This window comes from Streptomyces hoynatensis, assembly GCF_003626535.1.
In the GTDB taxonomy this organism is placed as follows: domain Bacteria; phylum Actinomycetota; class Actinomycetes; order Streptomycetales; family Streptomycetaceae; genus Streptomyces; species Streptomyces hoynatensis.
On record NZ_RBAL01000017.1, the window covers coordinates 118,598 to 136,081 of the forward strand.

Consider the following 17,484-nt stretch of genomic DNA (forward strand, 5'->3'; position numbering starts at 1 on the left):
TCCGCGGGCCCGGGTCCCCTCCGGGGAGGGCGCCCGGGCGTCAGCCGCCCGCCGCCGGGGGCGGGCTGAGGCGGTCGATCTCGGCCAGTTCACCCGCGGTGAGCGGGGCGGCTTCGAGGGCGGCCAGGCTCCGGTCGAGCCGGGAGACGCTGGAGGCCGCGACGAGGACGGAGGCCACGCGGGGGTCGCGCAGCACCCAGGACAGCGCCAGCTGGTCGAGGGACTGGCCGCGCGCGGCGGCGAGGGCGGCAAGCGCCCGGAGCGTGCCTGGCGCCTCCTCGCCGGCGGGGCAGCGGCCGGTCAGCAGGCCCTGGGCGAGGGGCGAGAAGGCGATCAGGCCGGTGCCGGTGTCCTCGGCGGCGGCCAGAACCCCGGCTTCGAGGCGGCGGTTGAGGAGGTTGTACGGGGACCGGTGGAGCAGCAGCGGGGTGCCGAGCCCGGCGAGGAGTGCCGCGGCCCTGCGGTGCTGTTCCGCCGGGTAGCCGCAGATGCCGGCGTAGCGGGCCTTGCCCTGGCGGACGGCGGCGTCCAGGGCGCCGAGGGTCTCCTCCAGCGGGGTCGTGGGATCGTGGCGGTGCGAGTAGAAGACGTCGACGCACTCCACGCGCATCCGGCGCAGCGACCGGTCGAGGCTGGCCAGCAGGTGCTTGCGGGAGCCGTGGCCGCCGTAGGGGCCCGGCCACACGCCGAACCCGGCCTTCGTGGCGAGGAACAGCTCCTCGCGGTGGCGGCGGAAGTCCTGCGCGAAGAGGGTGCCGAAGTTGGCCTCGGCGGCGCCGCTTGGCGGGCCGTCGATGTTCGAAAGGTCGAAGTGGGTGATGCCACGGTCGAAGGCGCGGCGCAGCACGGCGCGCTGGGTGGCGAGCGGGGTGCCGTCGCCGAAGTGGTGCCACAGGCCGAGCGACACGGCGGGAAACGGCACCCCGCCGCGCCCCGCGCGCCGGTACGGCATGGACTCGTGGCGGTCGGCGGCGGGGGCGTAGGTCACCGGTTCTCCCCCGGGGGCTGCGGCCCGAGCGCCTGGAGTTCGGCGTCGAACGCGGCGAAGGCGCGGTCGTCGAAGAGCACGAAGCGCAGCTCGGCGAAGGGGCCATCCCCGCCTGCGGCGGCCACCGTCCGGACGGCGACGCGGGCGGCGTCGGCCACCGGCCAGCCGTACACGCCGGCGGAGACGGCGGGGAAGGCGACGGTTTCCGCGCCGAGTTCGGCGGCCACCCGCAGCGACTCCCGGTAGCAGGAGGCCAGCAGGTGTGAACGGTCCTCGGCCCTGGAGTACACCGGTCCCACGGTGTGGATGACCCAGCGGGCGGGCAGGCGGCCGGCGGTGGTGGCGACCGCCTGGCCGGTGGGCAGGCCGCCGGGGAGGCGACCCGCGCGCAGGGCGCGGCACTCGGCGAGGATCTCCGGGCCGCCCACGCGGTGGATGGCGCCGTCCACTCCCCCGCCGCCGAGCAGGGAGGAGTTGGCCGCGTTCACCACCGCGTCCACGTGCTGGCGCGTGATGTCGCCGCGCACCCGGGTGAGGAGTGTCATGGGCGTCATGATGCCAGCCGCCGCCGGGGGCGCGCGGGCTCCGTCAGGGGGTCTCCGCCCCGGTGGCGGGGGCGTCGAGGCGGGCGGCCCAGGACAGGCCGCCGAGGAGGTGGCGGCGGAAGACGGGGTCCGCGTAGGACTCGGGGGTGTGCCCGAGCGCGGTGTAGAACGACCGTCCGCCGGCGCGCTCGTGACACCACACCAGGGGGTGGTCGGCGCCCATCCGCCCGCCGGTGTAGGACTCCTCGTCGGCCGAGGCGAGCACCCGGACCCGCCCGCGCGGGTTGGTCGTGAAGTTGTACCACTCGTCGGTCAGCTCCCAGCGGGCGGGGAGGTGGGCCGTGGCCGGGTGGCCGTGGTCCTCCACGGTGACCACGCCGGGCTGGATCGGGGGGTGTCCGTCGAAGACGGCGCCGACCACACACGCGCCGAACCAGGGCCAGTCGTACTCGGTGGTGGAGGCGCCGTGCACGCCGACGAAGCCGCCGCCCGCGGCGAGGTGGGCGCGCAGCGCCTCGCGCCCCTCCGGGGTGAGGACCTCGCCGCTGGTGGACAGGAAGACGACGGCCCGGCTGCCGGGCAGGGCCGCGGTGAGCTCGGCCGGGTCCTCGGTCGCCGTCACGGCGAACCCGTGCTCCGTGCCGAGTTCCCGGAAGGCCCTGATGCCGTCGGGGATGGAGTCGTGCCGGAATCCGGTGGTGCGGGTGTAGACGACGACGTGCGCGTGGGTCATGACCCCCCATCCTAGAACGCGCTTTCTACGCGGGCCGGGCGCCGTCGCCGCGCGGGCCCCTCTCACGTCCGGACCCCCGGGGCAACCTGCTTACTCCCGCCCCTACGGTGCGTCATCCCGCCGTCGCGGGGGCGTATCGGGCACGCGGCGGGCAGGCGGAGGCGGGGACGGGGGGCGTGTGACGGGGATCACGGCGCATTCCGGCCGTCCTCGGCGATCGGCGGGAGGGCGGCGCCATGATCTCCGCCGGGGCGGGCACGCGCTACCCGGCAACCCAATTCCGGGGGCATATTCACCGGCAGGTCTTCCGCTGCACCCCCGTCCGGCCCCATGATCGTGAGCGATGGCCCACTGAGGAGTACTGATGCCCCGTGAACATGTTGCCCAGGTGTTTAGGCAGCAGGCGGTGGCCTGCGCCCGGCTCGACTCTCCGCTGTACGCGGCGCTGCTCGAACGGGTGGCCGAGGACATCGAGGAGGGCGGGCCCTGCCGGGATGCGGTCCGGGGCTACGAGGACTCCTCCGTTCACGACGGGCTGCCGCTGCGTTTCCTCGGCGGCGTGCACGCGCTCGCGCTGACGGGCCGGGCCGGGCGGCTGGCCGCGCACTACCCGAGCACCGGCGGCGTCTTCTCTCCCGAGTTCCCCGACGCGGCCTGGCCGGCCTTCCGCGAGGCGGTGGCGGCCGAGCAGGCGTGGGTGCGCGAGTGGCTGACCAGGCCGCCGCAGACCAACGAGGTGGGGCGGGCCAACCTGCTGCTGGCCGGGCTGCTCGCCACCGTGCCCGCGGCCCAGCGGCCGGTGCGGCTCTTCGAGCTCGGCTCGAGCGCGGGCCTCAACCTGCGGGCCGAGCAGTTCCGTTACACCGCGGGCGACTTCGCGTGGGGTCCGGTCGACTCCCCGGTCACCCTGGCCGACGCCTGGTCGGGCGAGCTGCCCGAGTGGCTGCTGGCCGGGGCGGCACGGCACCAGGCGCTGCGCATCGTGGAACGGCGCGGCTGCGACCCCTGCCCCATCGATCCCCTGTCGGCGGACGGCGCGCTGGCGCTGCGCGCCTACGTGTGGCCCGACCAGCGGGCCCGGATGGAGCGCCTGGACGGCGCGCTGCGGATAGCGGCCAAGGTTCCCGCCACCGTGGAGGCCGCGGGCGCGGCCGAGTTCCTGTCGGCCGTGGAGCTGGAGCACGGCACCACGACCGTCGTGTGGCACTCGGTGATGCGCCAGTACGTGAGCGAGGCCGAGTGGGCCCAGGTCGAGCGGGAGCTGGAGCGGCTCGCGGCCTCGGCCGGGGAGGACGCCGGCTTCGCCTACCTGGCCTTCGAGCCGCGGCAGGCGGACGGCGCGTTCGGGTTCTGGCTGTCGCAGCGGGTGGGGAGGGGACCGGAGCGGCTGCTGGCCACCGCCCGCCCGCACGGCCTGCCGGCCCGATGGCCGGGTACGGCGGAATGACGCAGGATGTGCCCATGGCGTACTCCATGACGAAGGCCCAGTGGCTCTCCTTTCTCGCCGAGGGAACCCGCACCTGCAAGCTCGCCACCGTGCGCGCCGACGGCAGCCCGCACGTGGCTCCCGTCTGGTTCGTGCTGGACGGGGACGAGCTGCTGTTCACCACGGGCGGTGGCTCGGTCAAGGGGCGGAACCTGCGCCGGGACCCGCGGGTGCAGCTGTCCGTGGACGACGAGCGCCCGCCCTACTCCTTCGTGCTGATCCGCGGCCGCGCGGAGCTCGACGAGGACCCCGGCCGGCTGCTGCACTGGGCCACCAGGATCGCCGCCAGGTACATGGGCGAGGACAGGGCCGAGGAGTACGGGCGCCGCAACGGCGTGCCGGGCGAGCTGCTGGTGCGGGTGCGGCCGGAACAGGTCGTGGCCGAGGGCGACCTCGCTTCCTAATGCTGTTGTCAAGCAGTCGCAGTCACTGGAGGTGCAACTTGGTAGCACCGTCGGTCACGGATCAACGCCCACAGAACGTTGACGCGTCGGCGGGCGAGGGCGAGCACGGCCTGGACGTGTTTCTTCCCCTCAGCGCGTTTACGGTCATAAAACTTCCGCGAGTTCGGGTCGAATTGGACGCTGACCAAGGCGGACGTGTAGAAGACGCGCTGGAGTCTGCGGTGGTAGACGGCCGGCCGGTGGAGGTTGCCGCTGACCTTGCCCGAGTCACGTGGTGCGGGGGCGACGCCAGCGAAGGCCGCCAGGGTGTCCGGCGAGTCGAAGCCGTCCAGGCTGCCGCCGACGGCGGCCAGGAACTCGGCGCCCAGAGTCGTGCCGATGCCGGGGACGCTCAGGACGATGTCGGCGAGCTCGTGCTCGCGAAACCGGCCCTCAATGAGCTTGTCCATCCCGCGGACCTGCTCGTTGAGGGCCATCACCTCCTCGGCCAGCGTGTGTACCAGCTTCGCGATGTTCTTCTCACCAGGGACGGCGGTGTGCTGGCGCTCGGCGGCGTCGACCGCCGCTTCGGCCAGAGCTCTGGCGTTGCGGACCTTGCGGTTGGCCAGCCACTTGGTCAGCCGAGCGACGCCGGCCCGGCGGATCGCGGCCGGGATCTGGTAGCCGGTCAGGAGCTTGAGCGGGCCGGCGTTGGTCACGTCCAAAGCCCTCTCCAGTGCGGGGAACATGCTCAGCAGGGTGCCGCGCAGCCGGTTCACCACGCGGGTGCGGTCCTCGACCAGGTCGGCCCGGCGTCCGGTCCGCAGCTTCAGCTCAACGGCGGCTTCGTCGCCGGGGCGGACGGGCCGCAGGTCACGGCGCATCCTGGCCTGGTCGGCGATGACGTAGGCGTCGCGGGCGTCGGTCTTGCCCTCGCCGCGGTAGCCGTCGGAGGCCCGATTCACCAGCCGTCCGGGCATGTAGAGAACCTCTTGCCCGTGGTTGACCAGCAGGGCCAGCAGCAGTGCCGGCTCCCCGCCGGTCATGTCGATGGCCCAGGTGACCTGACGGCCGTCGGCCAGGTCGAGGACATCGCCGATCAGCTTCAGCAGCTCGGGCTCGTCGTTGGCGACCCGCCGCGACAGCAGCATCTTGCCGTCGGCGTCCAGCACAAGGCCGTGATGGTGGCCCTTGCCGCTGTCGATCCCCGCCCATATCCGGCTCATCATGCTCCTGACGTGCTTGTTCGTGCTGTTCGTGCCACGGACGACCTCGCCGGCATTGCTCTACACAGCGACTTGTTCGCGGCCTGAGCCCGGCGCCGCGCCGGCCTCCTTTCGGCGCCCGGCACGGCAGGGCGTTCCCCGCCGTGCCCCGGGGGCTAGGCTCCGGGCATGGCTCACGCTCGTTTCAAGGACCTTGTGCTGGACGCGGCCGACCACCAGGCGCTCGCCGACTGGTGGTGCCGGGTGCTGGGCTACGTGCGCCGGGCGCGGCCGGGTGAGGAGCGGCGTCCCGAGTGGCCGGTGCCGATTCACGACCCCACGGGCGCCGGTCCGCTGATCTGGATCAACCCGGTGCCGGAGCCGAAGACGGTCAAGAACCGCATGCACCTCGACGTCTGGGCGCACACCGAGGAGCTGCTCGCGCTGGGCGCCAGGCTGCTGCGGCGCCGGGACCAGGAGATCGGCTGGGACGTCCTGGCGGACCCGGAGGGCAACGAGTTCTGCGTGTTCGAGCCGGAGCCAGAGCCGGTGGTCCGGCCGAGCGTGCGCTGAGGCCGGGCGCCGGCGCGGCGGGCGGCGGGGGCCGGAGCGCCGGCAGCGGAGGGGCGGGCGGCGCGGGAGCAGTTCCGGGGCCTGGCGGTCACCGGCCGGTCACAGGCCGCGCCAGGTGCGGCGGTCGCGGGCGAGGCCGTAGAGGAGGTCGATCTCCTGCGGCTTCAGCACGCCGCCGCGCTCGGCCAGGGCGGGCAGCGCCCGCTCGGGCAGCACCTCGACGTCGCGCAGCGTGGGGGCCACCGCCACGTCGGCCGCCTCCACGAACACCAGCAGCGGCGTCACCGCCACCGGCGAGCCGCAGGCCCGGCCGAGCGCGTGGGCCGCCACTTGCGCGTCCCGGCGGCAGCGCCGCAGGTGGGGCTCGGTGCGGCGGCCGTTGACCGACACCAGGTCCGCGCCGTCGAAGCCGGCCCTGAGCCGTGCCCCGCGGTGCCGGCAGGAGCGGACGGCGAGCACGCCGCCCGGCCCGATGGCCAGGTGCGGGAGGCCGGTGCCGCCCGGCAGCGGGAGCGAGTGCAGCACGCGCCAGCCGAAGCCGGACAGCCGGTCGAGCAGCGTGCCGGCCGTCTGCTCGGCGGCCACGGCGGACCGCAGCGCGTCGGTCTCGGCGGCGCGCAGCAGCAGCCGGTCGCCGAGCCGCCGCAGGCGCCCGGCGGGCCGGGCCGCCAGCTCGCCCAGCAGGGTCTCGCCGGGCCGGTTGGGCGCCAGGTCGTCGTCGGGGTGCAGCCACAGCGGGCCACGGCGGCCGTGCCGCGGGTCCTCCTCCGGAATCTCCATCGCACGCTCCCAGACACCCATGACACCATCGTCCAGGTCTGGGGGCGAACTCGGGAGGGCGCAGAGCAGTGGCACCGGTCATCGACACCGTGGCGTGGGTACACCTGACGGAGGGCAGGATTCTCGGCGCGCGCACCCGCGGCAAGGAGGTCTTCTACATCCCGGGCGGGAAGCGGAACGCCGGGGAGAGCGACCTGGAGGCCCTGCTGCGCGAGGTGCGCGAGGAGCTGACGGTGGCGCTGGTCCCGGAGACGGTCACGCACCTGGGGACGTACACCGCGCAGGCGCACGGGCATCCGGAGGGAACCCTGGTGCGGATGGCCTGCTACACGGCGGACTACCGCGGCGAACTGACGGCGAGCAGCGAGATCGAGGAGATCGCCTGGCTGCGGCTCGCCGACCGGGACCGCACCGCCCCGGTCGACCACCTGGTCTTCGACGCGCTCGCGGTGGCCGGCCGGCTGCGCTGAGCCGTCCGGGCGGGCGCGTTCCACCTGCGGCTTCAGTACCATGAGGGCCTGCTGGCGGAAGGGCGGCGCGGTGGCGGGAACACGGACCGACGGGCGGGTGGAGCGGGGGAACCAGACCCGCCGCCTGGTGCTGGGCCGAACGATGGACATCGCCTCCGTCGAGGGGCTCGACGGCCTCTCGATCGGGCGAATCGCCCTCGATCTGGGACTGAGCAAGAGCGGCGTCTTCGCGCTCTTCGGCTCCAAGGAGGAGCTCCAGCTGGCGACGATCAGGGCGGCCAGGTCGGTGTTCGTCAGGCGGATCGTGGACCCGGTCGAGGCGGCGCCGCCTGGCCTGGGCCGGATCCGGCTGCTGTGCGAGGGCTATCTCGACTACTCGCGCGGCCGTACCTTTCCCGGCGGCTGCTTCTTCGCGGCCGTGGCCGCCGAGTTCAGCTCCCGCCGCGGCGCGGTGCACGACGCGGTCGCGGCCGCGCGGGCCGAGTGGGTGGGGTACGTGACCCACCTCGCCGAGGAGGCCAGGCGGGTCGGCGAGCTGCGCCCCGACGTGCACGTGCCGCAGCTGGCCTTCGAGTTGCTCGCGCTGCTCGAGATGGCGAACACCCAGTCGGTGCTGCACGACGACGACACCGGCTACGACCTGGCGGCGGCCGGCATCGCCGCCCGGCTGGACGCGGCGGCGGCCGGCCCGGCGGCGCGGGGCGCGGACTCCCGCGGGGCCTGAGGGGGCGGGTCAGCCCGCCCGGCCCGCGGGCTCGGTGGCGGTGAGGAAGTCGCCGACGGCCTCGATCACCTCGGGCGCCGCCAGCAGCCTGCGGTGCCCGAGGCCGCCGGTGATCAGCAGGTCGGCCTGCTCCCGGTAGACCTCGGCGATCCGCTCGGTCTCCCGCAGCGGGATGGTGGCGTCGTCCCGGTCGTGCACCAGGAGCATCGGCACGGTCAGGTCCCGGTGGCGGTGAATCGCGGAGAAACGGTTCCAGATGTCCTTTTCGCCGGGGAACAGGCGCAGTTCCACGGCGCGGCGCAGGGCGGGCTTCACGCGGGGGCCGACCCGGAGCCCGGCGCAGAAGGAGTCGACGGCGAAGGCGAAGTCGGCGGGGGCCGCCAGGGAGACCAGGCGCTCGGCCGCTATCCCCTCCTGCAGCGCGAAGAAGGCGGCGAGCGCGCCCACGGAGTGCCCGACCAGGGCGGAGTAGCGCCCGTCGACGGCCTGCAGGCGGCGGGCGAGTTCCAGGTATTCGAGGATCGTGGTGGCGCGCCCGCTCCCCTCGCCGTGGCCGGGGGCGTCGAAGGCGACGGGGCTGTAGCCCCGCTCGGCCATGGCGGCCACCAGGGGGCTGAAGCGGGAGGCGCGGAACTGCCAGCCGTGCATCAGCAGCACCGGGCGGGTGCCGTCCCCCCAGCGGTAGACGACGGCGGTCTTGCCGTTGACCTGGTGCTCCTCGCGCCGCGCCGCGCGCATCACGGGCTGCTCCTGCGGCTTGAGCCTCGTCCGCGTGACCGGGACGGCGAAGAGGCGGAGGGCGTATCGGCCGGCCAGGCCGGGGGCGACCCGGCTGGTGGCGGTCAGGGTGTGACGGACGAGTCCGGTGCTGAGGCTCATGGCCCGGGTCCTCTCGATCGGGCGGTCGGCCGCGAAGGGACGCGAAGGGACGCGAAGGGATAAGGCGACGGAACGGCAGGATAGTAGCACGACCGTTCGCACAGTTTCTGGGTGGCGGGGCCGCCGCACGCCGGGGCGGTCCGCGCCCGGCGCCGGCCGGCCCGGCCTCAGGAGGCGGTCTCCACGGCCTCCCGCACGCCCGAGTCACGCCGCACCAGGGCGGCGTAGCGGCCGTTCGCGGCGAGGAGTTCCGCGTGCGTCCCGCGCTCGGCGATCCGGCCGCCGTCGAGCACCACGATCTGGTCCGCGGTGCGGATGGTCGAGAGCCGGTGGGCGATGGTGAGGGTGGTGCGCCCGGCGGACAGGGCGTCGATCGCGCGCTGCACCGCCTGCTCGGTCCTGGTGTCCAGCGCGCTGGTCGCCTCGTCGAGCACGAGGACGGGCGGGTCGCGCAGGATGGTGCGGGCGATGGCCAGCCGCTGCTTCTCGCCGCCGGAGAACCGGTAGCCGCGCTCGCCGACGATCGTGTCGTAGCCGTCGGGCAGCGCCGCGATGTGGTCGTGGATCTGGGCGGCCTTGGCCGCGGCCTCCAGCTCCGCCTGGCCGGCGTCGGGGCGGGCGAACCGCAGGTTGTCGGCCACCGAGGCGTGGAAGAGGTACGTCTCCTGGGAGACCACGCCCACCGCGGCCGCGAGCGAGGCGAAGTCGAGGTCGCGGACGTCCACGCCGTCGAGGGTGACCCGGCCCTCGGTCACGTCGTAGAGCCGCGGCACCAGGTACCCGAGGGTGCTCTTGCCCGCCCCCGTCGGGCCGACGATGGCGAGCGAGCCGCCGGCCGGCACGGTCAGGTCGATGTCCTTCAGGGTCGGCGGGCCGTCCTCCTCGTAGGAGAAGGAGACCCCCTCGAAGCGCACCTCGCCGCGCGCCCTGGGCAGGGAGACCGGGTCGGGCCGCTCGGTGATGTCCACGGGCAGGTCGAGGTACTCGAAGATCCGCTGGAAGAGCGCCCGCGAGGCCTGGATGTCCACCCCGGTGGAGAGCAGGGAGACCGCAGGCCGCAGCAGGCCCTGCTGGAGGGTGACGAAGGCGACCAGCGTGCCGATGGACGGCGGGGTGCCGCCGAGCTGCAGCATCACGCCCGCCGACCAGTACAGCAACGCCGGGATGGCGGCCATGATCATGCCGATCGTCGCCATCCGCCACCGGCCCGCCATGCTGGCGCGGACCTCAAGGCCGACCAGCCGCTCCGACTCCCCCGCGAAGTCCCGGGTCAGCGCCTCGGCCCTGCCCATCGTGCGGCCGAGCAGGATGCCGCTGACCGAGAGCGACTCGGTCACCATGGCGGCCATCACCGCCATCTGCTTCTGGCGCTGCGTCGTGATCCGCCTGCGCTCCCGGCCGACCCGGCGGGCGATCCACACGAAGAACGGCAGCAGCGTGAGCGAGACCAGGGTCAGCCGCCAGTCGAGGGCGATCATCGCGACGAGGGTGGCGACCACGGAGGTGAGGTTGGAGACCAGCGAGGTCGCCGTGGAGGTGACCGTCGCCTGCATGCCGCCGATGTCGTTGGCGATCCTGGACTGCACCTCGCCGGTGCGGGTCCGGGTGAAGAAGGCCAGCGGCATCTGCTGGAGCTTGGCGTAGACCGCGGTGCGCAGGTCGTGCATCACCTGCTGGCCGACGGTGGTGGAGATCAGGGTCTGGAGCACCCCGAAGATGCTGCTGGTGACCGCGGTGACGATCATGCCCGCGGCGAGCAGCGTCAGCAGCCCGGTGCGCCGCTCGGGCAGGGCCACGTCGATGAGGGAGCGCAGCAGGAAGGGCGAGGCGACGGCGACCAGCGAGGAGGCGCCGACCAGCAGCCCGACGACCGTCAGCCGGCCGGCGTAGGGCCTGAAGAGGCGGAGAATCCGGCGTATCTCCGCCGGGCGTGCGGGTGCGCCCTGGCCTTCGGCGGGCGCCGGCCAGGGCAGGCTGTCGTGCGGCATGGGCTCCTTCGGAGAGGCGTGCAGAACGGCCCGCGGGGCTGGGGCCGGGGCCGTCGGATCGACTGGATCACTCGGTACGGGCGGGTCGGTGTCCGGCTCGCGAAGGGCCGGGCGAGAAGGGCCGGTGGGCGGGGCGGGTGGAGAGGCGGGTCGGAGCGGAGGACGTCGGGAACGTGGCGGAGCGGGAACGGATCGGAGGCGGGGTGGGCCGGCGAAGCGGCTGAGGCGACGGAGCGCCGCGGCCGTCAGCTGCCGTCGCGCAGGTCGCGGAGTGTGCGGCGGGCGAAGGCGAGGTCGCGGAAGCCCACCGTGAGCCCCTGGCCCGTGGGCGACTGGGCGAGGAAGCCCGCCTCCGCACGGCCTGCCGCATCGAGCGCGAAGTAGCGGATCAGGTGCCAGAAGCGCCCGTCGAGCGAGGCGTGGAAGGCGTACGCCGACCCGACGCGGGCGAGCCGCAACAGCACGTCGCCGCCCGGCACGGGAAAGGCGTTCGCGTCGTCGGAGACGCCCCTGGTGACGACCGACACGAGGGTCGGCCTCCCCTGCGGCGACAGCTCCAGGCACAGCTTGGCCCACGAGGTCTCACCAGCGTAGACCACCAGCGCACCCGCGTCATAGGTGGCCTCGAGGGGGGCCGTGACGCGGGCGGTGAGCACGAAGTCCCCCGCGGCCGTGCCGTCCCCCGCGCCGCGCTGCCCCGCCGCGCCGCCGCCGGGCGCGCCGGCTCCGGCCTCGGCGAGCGGGCCGATGAGGGCGGGGGCGTTGGCGAAGCGGCCGGGAGTCCCCGGGTCCAGGAACCAGTCCGTGCCGGCGCCCGCGCTGATCGTCAGCGCATCCGCGCCCTCGGCGGCCCACGCCACGGGGGTGTTCAGCCAGCGCAGCGGTGTCGGGATCGCTGGCACCCTCACCGGCTCTTCCATGGTCCCGCGACCTCCCCCTGCCGGGTCTTTTCCCGGGGACCCTAATGCCACCCGGGGTGCCGCTGCCAGAGGGCGGCCCTGACAGTGGCCTGAAGTCGCCAGGCCGTGTTACCAAGGGCCATGCCTGCCCTGTCTTCTGCCGCCCCCCACTCCCGGTACGACGCCGTCATCGTCGGCGGCGGACACAACGGCCTGGTGGCCGCCGCCTACCTCGCGGGGGCCGGGCGGCGGGTGCTCCTGCTGGAGCGCCTGCCGCGCACCGGCGGCGCCGCCGTCTCGGACCGCGTCTTTCCCGGGGTCCAGGCGCGGCTCTCCCGCTACGCGTACCTGGTCAGCCTGCTGCCCGAGCGGATCGTGGCCGACCTGGGGCTGCGCCTGACCCTGCGCAAGCGGCCGGTCTCCTCGTACACGCCCACCGTCCGCGGCGGGCGGCCGACCGGGCTGCTCGCGGGGGGCGGCGAGAGCAGGACACGGGCGGCCTTCGCGCGGCTGACGGGCTCGGAGCGTGAGTACGCCGCGTGGCAAGGTTTTTACGGCATGACCCGGGGCGTCGCCGCCCTGGTGTTCCCCACCCTCACCGAGCCGCTGCCCAGCCGGGCGGCGCTGCGCGCCAGGGTGGTCGAGGCCCTGGGCCACCCGGCCTGGGAGGCGCTCTTCGAACGGCCGCTCGGCGAGACGCTCGAGGCCAGGTTCGCGGACGACCTGGTGCGCGGGGTGGTCCTCACCGACGCCCTCATCGGGACCTTCACCTCGGCGCACGACCCCTCCCTGCGGCAGAACCGCTGCTTCCTCTACCACGTGATCGGGCAGGGCACCGGGGACTGGGACGTGCCGGTGGGCGGCATGGGCGCGGTGACCGACGCGCTGGCCGGGGCCGCCCGCGCGGCCGGGGCCGAGGTGCGGACCGGCCACGAGGTGACCGCGATCGCCACCGACGGGCGCCAGGCCGAGGTCACCTTCCGGGCCGGGGACGCCGAGGGGGTGGTCGGCGCCCGGCAGGTGCTGGTGGGCGCCTCCCCGCGGGAGCTGGCCCTGCTGCTCGGCGAGACGCCGCCGCCGGCCCCGGAGGGCGCGCAGTTCAAGGTGAACATGCTGCTGCGGCGCCTGCCCGCGCTGCGGGACCCGGACGCCGACCCCCGGGAGGCCTTCGCCGGCACCTTCCATGTGGCCGAGGGATACGGGCAGTTGGAGACGGCCTACCGGCAGGCCGCCGCGGGGGCGCTGCCGGCCGCGCCGCCGAGCGAGCTGTACTGCCACTCGCTGACCGACCCCACCATCCTCGCCCAGGAGCCGGCCGCCGCCGGCTACCAGACGCTCACGCTCTTCGGCCTGCACACTCCGGCGCGGCTCTTCGCCGGCGAACCCGGGCGGAACGAGGCGGCGCGGACCGAGCTGCTGGCCGCCACGCTGCGCACGCTCGACGAGCACCTGGCCGAGCCGATCGCCGAGTGCCTCGCCACCGACGCCGAGGGAAGGCCGTGCATCGAGGCGAAGACGCCGCTCGACCTGGAACGCGAACTGCGGCTGCCGGGCGGGCACATCTTCCACGGCGACCTGTCCTTCCCCTTCGCCGGGGACGAGGACGAGCGGGCCGCCGCCGGGGACCCCGCCGCGCGCTGGGGCGTGGCGACCGCCCACGAGAATGTGCTGCTGTGCGGGGCCGGGGCCGTGCGCGGCGGCGGGGTGAGCGGCATCGGCGGGCACAACGCGGCCATGGCGGCGCTCGCGCGCTGAATCCGCCCCCGCCCCCACTTCCCCGGCGCACCGGAACAGGGGCGGGCGGCCCCGGCGCTGGTTGCCGGGGCCGCCCTGGGAAAGCCGCTCGTCCCGGGACGAGACGGCTTGGTGGTGGCGAGCGCGCGGGGAGGGGGTACTCACTCCGCGCGCACTCGCGGTCCGGTCGCCGCCCGCGCTACTGGAGCCAGCGGTAGCGGCTGACCACGGGAAGCCGCGCCCACAGCCGGGCGAGGCCCCAGACCCGGCCGGCCGAGAACAGGGCGAGCACCACCATGGCCACCGCGTAGACGACGTGCTGGTCGACCAGCGGGTTGGGGGACATCGTCGGGGTACCGTCCGAGGCGTGCTTGGCCGGGGGGAATTCGCCGAGCCACAGGAAGAGCATCATCAGCGGCCCCGCGAGCGCGGTGACCCGCAGCCCGATCCCGGCGACCAGCGAGACGCCGAGCCCGAACATGCCGGCCATGTACAGCCAGTCCACCCACACGTCGCCGGCCCAGGAGTGGTAGGTGGACTCCATCGGGCCGAGCGAGACGCTGCCGAGGTAACCCCCGGCCGGCGAGCCGCCGTTGACCCAGGACCGCTCCGATGCGGTCGCGTACTCCAGGCCGAACGCCTTGTCGAGGAAGGCCCACAGGAAGATGGCGCCCACGGCGATGCGCAGCAGCGCGAGTGCCCGGAAGGCCGTCAGGGGCAGCCCGGAACCGCCCTCCTCCGGGCCGGCGAGGGGCCGGGTGTTGCCGATCGGCGCGGACTGCTGGACCACCATCGTGTCTGCTCCTTTGTCACCCTTGTCGACATGACCGTTCACCGCTGCGCCACCTCCGCCGGCTCGGAACCCCACACCAGCTCATCCCCGTCGTAGAGGGTGATGTGGGAGGTCAGGGCGGGGGTCTGGCCGATCTCCTGATAGGACCAGTCGTTGGACGGGTCCCAGTTGACGCCGCCGTCGATCCGGAACTGCACCTCGGCGCGGTGCTGGGACTGGCCGCCCGGATAGATCAGCCGTCCCGTGCAGTCCAGTTCCGCGTAGTACAGGTCGCCCACCGCCTGGTGCACTCCTGCCACCGGGTCGGTGCACTCGCTGTAGTTCGAGACGAGGGTGATCTGTCCGGGGTCCACGCCCTCGTCGAGCGTGAACCAGTAGCGGAAGGAGCCCTCGGACAGCGTCCGGGCCGGCCAGGCGGACCGGTTGCGGATCGTGGCCTTGATCTCCGTGAACGTGGCGCCGGTGGCGTTCTGCGAGCCCTCGACGAACATCTCCGGGCCGTCCGGCTGCTCCGCCGGGGGGAAGTCGGCCAGCGGAGTGCCGCCGTAGCGGCCCACGAGATAGGCCAGGGCGCCGGAGAAGCCGGCGTTGTAGTCCGTGGCCACCTCGTTGGAGACGTAGTCCTGACGGCTGTCGGTGTACTGGTCGTTGGCCGAGGACGGGCCGCCGACCAGCGCGCCGTACAGGACGTGCCGGCTGTCGACCGGCGCGGTGATCTGATCGGTCCAGGAGCCGTGGGCGGTCCTGTGGTGCGGGTTGCGGGGCGGGTTGACGCCGAAGCCCACCACGTAGCTGGCGCCCCTGGGGTTGTCCCCGAGCGCGTAGTCGATCTGGCGCCGGCCGAACTCGCGGTAGGTGCCGGCCCGCTCGGAGTCGCGCGCCTGAAGCCAGTCGGAGTAGACGAGGGCGACGAAGGCGGTGTTCGCGGCGTACCGCAGCGAACCCCAGCTGTCGAGGACCGCCTCGCCGCCGGGCGAGTACGTCACGCGCCGGCCGTCCACGCCGGTCGTCCAGAAGTCCAGCCAGCGGTTGGCGTCCTCCACGTACCGGTCCTCGCCGGTCTCCATGGCGAGCAGCGCGTAGATGCCGTAGGACTTGTCGTCCCAGGAGATCGTCCAGCGGTAGCTGTGGGTGTCGGTCTGCGGCTCGGTGGAGAGCAGGTCGTAGCCAGCCTCCGCCTTCTCCAGGTAGCTCTCCTCACCGGTGGCCTTGTAGAGCCAGTAGGCGCCCCAGACGAGTTCGTCCTGGTAGCCGGACCACGAGTTGTAGAAGTCGCGGGCCGGCACGCAGTTCGAGTAGACGCCGCGGTAGGTGTCGGCGAAGGAGTAGAGCTGCTCGGCGTGCCTCACGAGGGTGGCCGCGTACGCCGGGTCGTCCTCGGCGAAGACGAGCGAGGAGGCGGCCAGCGCCGCGGCGGTCTCCCCCGCGACGTCGGAGCCGGGGCAGCCGGCGTCCACCCGGTAGGCCGGGCGCTCCATCTGCATCACCTCGGCCGGCCCCCACCAGCGGTGGTCCTCGCTGCCGTTGCCGACCTGGGCGTAGAACACGTTGGGCTCGGGGTGCGCCCGGATGAAGTAGTCGTCGACCCACCTGAGGTTGTCCTTGAGGTATCCGAGTTGCCCGGATTCCTCGTAGCCCTCCCGGTTGGCGAGTGCCCCCCAGGCGAGGAGGGTCGCGGACGAGGCCATCGGCAGGCCGAACTTCACGTGGTCGCCGGCGTCGTACCAGCCGCCGGTGAGGTCGAGGCCGACGTCGGCCCCGTCCTCGAGGGCGGAGTCGCCGCGCCAGGAGACGCGGTTGTCGTCGGGGAGCGGCCCCGAGCGCTGCGCCTCGTAGAAGAACATCGACTTCTGCAGCGCCTCCGCGTAGTCGAAGGCGGGCTCCTGCGCTTGAGCGCCGCCGTTCGAGAGCGGTAATTGAAGGCCGGCACCGAGCGCGACCGCGGCGAGCAACGCGGTGAGCGTCCGGCGCGGACGGCGCCGGCCCGGCGGCCGGCCGCCGGGTCTTATCGGTGGGTGGGTGGGGTGGGTGGGGGGAGACATGATCAGGCCCTTCGTCGATCTTCGGTTGTTCCACAAGCACCGCCGCCGGGTGGTGACCGCCTGGCACCCCGGTTGGGTGGTCGGCGATCGGAATTGGGAGCGCTCCCACCCGGCGGCGGCAGCCCATATGGTCCGGTGTTAGTCATGAACTCGTCAATGACTCGTACCGTTCCAAGTTCGAACAGAAAACAGCCGAACTCGCCGCGCCCGCCCCGGATGCCTTCGACTCCCGTTGCCGAAGTCACCCGGGGCAGAGCCGCCCCGGCTCCGCTCGTCCCGACGGAGCCGAGGCGGGCGGCACCCGCCTTGTCCACCACTTACCCCCTCCCGCAGGGGGTCCGGAGCGGCTGACACCATGGTGGATGGCGGGGGGTACCGCGCCTGGTCGCCGAGCCCGCGCCTGGTGGCGACGCGGGCTCGGAGTCAGAGGTCCGCCCCCCGGCTGCGCCGGTTGAACGAACTCAGCCTGTTGACTTCCTGAATCCACTTCCTGAGCAGGGGGCGGCGATCCTCGCCGCGCCCGCTCTCCGGTCCGCGGTGGCGGACTTCCGCGGCCGTCGTCTCGGCAAGCCCGGCGAGGCATTCTCCGCCGGGCGGCCCAACGCCACGCCAAGCGCTCTGGCGTGGGCCGGGTATGCCATTGGGGGGTGGCATGGTTGCGGCCCTTCTCGATCCTCTGATGCGTGGCACGAGAACCACCGCCGGGCGCGAACGTTCCCGGTGACCTCCGAATGGGAGCGCTCCCATCCCGGCGGTAATGTCCCTCATAGTGGGAGCCCGCCAGAGGTACGTCAACCCGTTGAACGTTCCTTTTTCAAACGCAGAATCCGCCGCTGCGCCCGTATCGCCCGCGCCACCTGCGAGGAGTGAACGAGCGGGGGCCGGAAGGGCGTTGCACGGCCCCGTCGACCACGGCGCGGCTTCGACGAGTTAACCCGCCGTTCGCGCGGCCCCCGCCCGCGACGGGGCGGCGTTGCGCAGCCGGATGCCGCCGGAGCCGAGGCCCGTGGTGATCGCCGCGTCCCACCACCCCGGAGCCGGTCCGGCACCCGCAGTCGAAGCCGGCCTGGGTGTGCGGCGCCAGGAGGTCCCTCACGGGCTCCGCGGGCCGGGCGGCGCGACGGGACGGGTGGCCACGTGGGCGTTGCGGCACGGGCTCCCGGAGGGCCGGGGAGGGCGATCCCCGGGTCTCGGACGCGTGCTCGGACGCGTGCGGCGGTTCGCCGGGCCCGGGCCGCACCGGCCCTTCCCGTCCGGCACCT

16 protein-coding genes are annotated in these 17,484 nt (G+C 73.9%); 6 read left to right on the plus strand and 10 right to left on the minus strand.

Features of this window, described 5'->3' with window-relative positions:
- Window positions 1-40 precede the first annotated feature (40 nt).
- The 3 genes from D7294_RS24280 to D7294_RS24290 are packed head-to-tail and all read right to left on the minus strand — an operon-like array spanning window position 41 to window position 2,266.
- Window positions 41-988 carry an aldo/keto reductase gene (locus tag D7294_RS24280; protein WP_120683287.1) on the minus strand — a complete coding sequence of 316 codons (948 nt, stop codon included), beginning with the start codon at window positions 986-988 and terminating at the stop codon, window positions 41-43.
- Window positions 985-1,533 (minus strand): O-acetyl-ADP-ribose deacetylase, encoded by a 549-nt coding sequence (locus tag D7294_RS24285; RefSeq protein WP_206619560.1) that lies wholly within the window; start codon window positions 1,531-1,533, stop codon window positions 985-987. The genes D7294_RS24280 and D7294_RS24285 overlap by 4 nt, the downstream gene beginning before the upstream one ends.
- 43 nt (window positions 1,534-1,576) lie before the next feature.
- Complete coding sequence (locus tag D7294_RS24290; protein ID WP_120683291.1) at window positions 1,577-2,266, minus strand: ThuA domain-containing protein; 690 nt, start codon at window positions 2,264-2,266, stop codon at window positions 1,577-1,579.
- A gap of 364 nt (window positions 2,267-2,630) precedes the next feature.
- Between D7294_RS24290 and D7294_RS24295 the strand changes: the two genes are divergently transcribed.
- Together D7294_RS24295 and D7294_RS24300 are read left to right on the plus strand one after the other, a co-directional pair.
- Window positions 2,631-3,713, plus strand: coding sequence for a DUF2332 domain-containing protein (locus D7294_RS24295; RefSeq protein WP_120683293.1), 1,083 nt, complete (start codon window positions 2,631-2,633; stop codon window positions 3,711-3,713).
- A 14-nt stretch (window positions 3,714-3,727) separates the two neighbouring features.
- Window positions 3,728-4,156: a PPOX class F420-dependent oxidoreductase gene (locus tag D7294_RS24300; protein ID WP_120683295.1), complete on the plus strand. Its 429-nt coding sequence runs from the start codon at window positions 3,728-3,730 to the stop codon at window positions 4,154-4,156.
- An 8-nt stretch (window positions 4,157-4,164) separates the two neighbouring features.
- On the opposite strand, the gene D7294_RS24305 is transcribed toward D7294_RS24300, so the two are convergent.
- The gene (locus D7294_RS24305; RefSeq protein ID WP_120683297.1) at window positions 4,165-5,361 is read right to left on the minus strand and encodes an IS110 family RNA-guided transposase; all 1,197 of its coding nucleotides are present in this window, start codon (window positions 5,359-5,361) and stop codon (window positions 4,165-4,167) included.
- A gap of 168 nt (window positions 5,362-5,529) precedes the next feature.
- On the opposite strand from D7294_RS24305, the gene D7294_RS24310 reads away from it, so the two are divergent.
- Window positions 5,530-5,913 (plus strand): VOC family protein, encoded by a 384-nt coding sequence (locus D7294_RS24310; protein ID WP_120683299.1) that lies wholly within the window; start codon window positions 5,530-5,532, stop codon window positions 5,911-5,913.
- A 99-nt stretch (window positions 5,914-6,012) separates the two neighbouring features.
- Here the strand turns inward: D7294_RS24310 and D7294_RS24315 are convergent, their stop codons facing one another.
- Window positions 6,013-6,714 carry a nuclease-related domain-containing protein gene (locus tag D7294_RS24315; RefSeq protein WP_120683301.1) on the minus strand — a complete coding sequence of 234 codons (702 nt, stop codon included), beginning with the start codon at window positions 6,712-6,714 and terminating at the stop codon, window positions 6,013-6,015.
- A 47-nt stretch (window positions 6,715-6,761) separates the two neighbouring features.
- On the opposite strand from D7294_RS24315, the gene D7294_RS24320 reads away from it, so the two are divergent.
- Window positions 6,762-7,163, plus strand: a complete 402-nt coding sequence (locus D7294_RS24320; RefSeq protein WP_120683303.1) for an NUDIX hydrolase — start codon at window positions 6,762-6,764, stop codon at window positions 7,161-7,163.
- 70 nt (window positions 7,164-7,233) lie between these two features.
- Window positions 7,234-7,887 (plus strand): TetR/AcrR family transcriptional regulator, encoded by a 654-nt coding sequence (locus D7294_RS24325; RefSeq protein WP_120683305.1) that lies wholly within the window; start codon window positions 7,234-7,236, stop codon window positions 7,885-7,887.
- Window positions 7,888-7,896: 9 nt separating this feature from the next.
- Here D7294_RS24325 and D7294_RS24330 read toward each other — a convergent pair whose 3' ends face one another.
- The 3 genes from D7294_RS24330 to D7294_RS24340 all read right to left on the minus strand — a co-directional run bounded on the left by D7294_RS24330 (window position 7,897) and on the right by D7294_RS24340 (window position 11,662).
- Entirely contained in the window at window positions 7,897-8,766 is an 870-nt protein-coding gene (locus D7294_RS24330; protein ID WP_120683307.1) for an alpha/beta hydrolase, read from the minus strand.
- A 167-nt stretch (window positions 8,767-8,933) separates the two neighbouring features.
- Window positions 8,934-10,754, minus strand: a complete 1,821-nt coding sequence (locus D7294_RS24335) for an ABC transporter ATP-binding protein (RefSeq protein WP_120683309.1) — start codon at window positions 10,752-10,754, stop codon at window positions 8,934-8,936.
- Between the two features lie 245 nt (window positions 10,755-10,999).
- The gene (locus D7294_RS24340) at window positions 11,000-11,662 is read right to left on the minus strand and encodes a DUF1349 domain-containing protein (protein WP_241562590.1); all 663 of its coding nucleotides are present in this window, start codon (window positions 11,660-11,662) and stop codon (window positions 11,000-11,002) included.
- Between the two features lie 132 nt (window positions 11,663-11,794).
- Here D7294_RS24340 and D7294_RS24345 point away from each other — a divergent pair, with 132 nt between their 5' ends.
- Window positions 11,795-13,408, plus strand: a complete 1,614-nt coding sequence (locus tag D7294_RS24345; RefSeq protein WP_120683313.1) for a phytoene desaturase family protein — start codon at window positions 11,795-11,797, stop codon at window positions 13,406-13,408.
- A gap of 178 nt (window positions 13,409-13,586) precedes the next feature.
- Here D7294_RS24345 and D7294_RS24350 read toward each other — a convergent pair whose 3' ends face one another.
- Both D7294_RS24350 and D7294_RS24355 read right to left on the minus strand, forming a co-directional pair.
- Complete coding sequence (locus tag D7294_RS24350; RefSeq protein ID WP_120683315.1) at window positions 13,587-14,180, minus strand: DoxX family membrane protein; 594 nt, start codon at window positions 14,178-14,180, stop codon at window positions 13,587-13,589.
- Window positions 14,181-14,218: 38 nt separating this feature from the next.
- Window positions 14,219-16,222, minus strand: a complete 2,004-nt coding sequence (locus tag D7294_RS24355) for a glycoside hydrolase family 9 protein (protein WP_120683317.1) — start codon at window positions 16,220-16,222, stop codon at window positions 14,219-14,221.
- Window positions 16,223-17,484 lie beyond the last annotated feature (1,262 nt).